This window comes from Streptococcus sp. HMSC066F01 (assembly GCF_001837335.1).
GTDB classification, from domain to species: Bacteria; Bacillota; Bacilli; order Lactobacillales; family Streptococcaceae; genus Streptococcus; species Streptococcus oralis_S.
This window is the reverse complement of the sequence record NZ_KV832096.1, coordinates 1-508: the sequence shown is the minus strand read 5'-3', so window position 1 is coordinate 508 and position 508 is coordinate 1. Positions and strand designations below refer to the sequence as shown.

The 508-nt window shown below is 38.6% G+C and carries 1 protein-coding gene; it reads right to left on the bottom strand.

Annotated features, from left to right (window positions below; genetic code table 11):
* Positions 1 to 508 (bottom strand): SspB-related isopeptide-forming adhesin (locus HMPREF2655_RS03015; protein ID WP_373878874.1); only part of this gene is annotated, 508 nt, incomplete at both ends.

Here is a 508-nt window from a genome sequence, read left to right as displayed (position 1 = left end):
TTGGTAGGCTTTGTTTTCATACTTACCACCCGTTTGACCAAATTCAGGTTTAACTGTCATCGGATCTGTGATGAGCAATGATTTTCCTGCTGCTACATAGTTCTTGTAGAATTCGGCTGGATTATCAGCTGAGAAGAGTTGGAAAGCACCTTTAACAGTGATGTTTGCTTTCTTCAACAGATCTTGAACCTTCTTAGGCGCAGCTTCTAAACTATCAAATTGTTGAACACTGATACCTGATACAAGGTTGCCCTCTAGATCACGGATCTTAACCAATTCTGGTTGAAGGGTTAAGGCTTCTTCTGGATAATCATCCACATAGTAGAAACCATTTTGAATCGCTTCTTTAGAAGATTTATCTCCCTTGTATTGGTCCAAATCCCATGTAAGTTCATAGTAGTTCGTTGAACCAGCTAGAACCTCTTTACCATCAATATTTACACCTTGCTTGTTCTTGTTAACTTTCAAAGGCTTGATGTAGTTGTTATTTGGATTGTCAGGATCATTT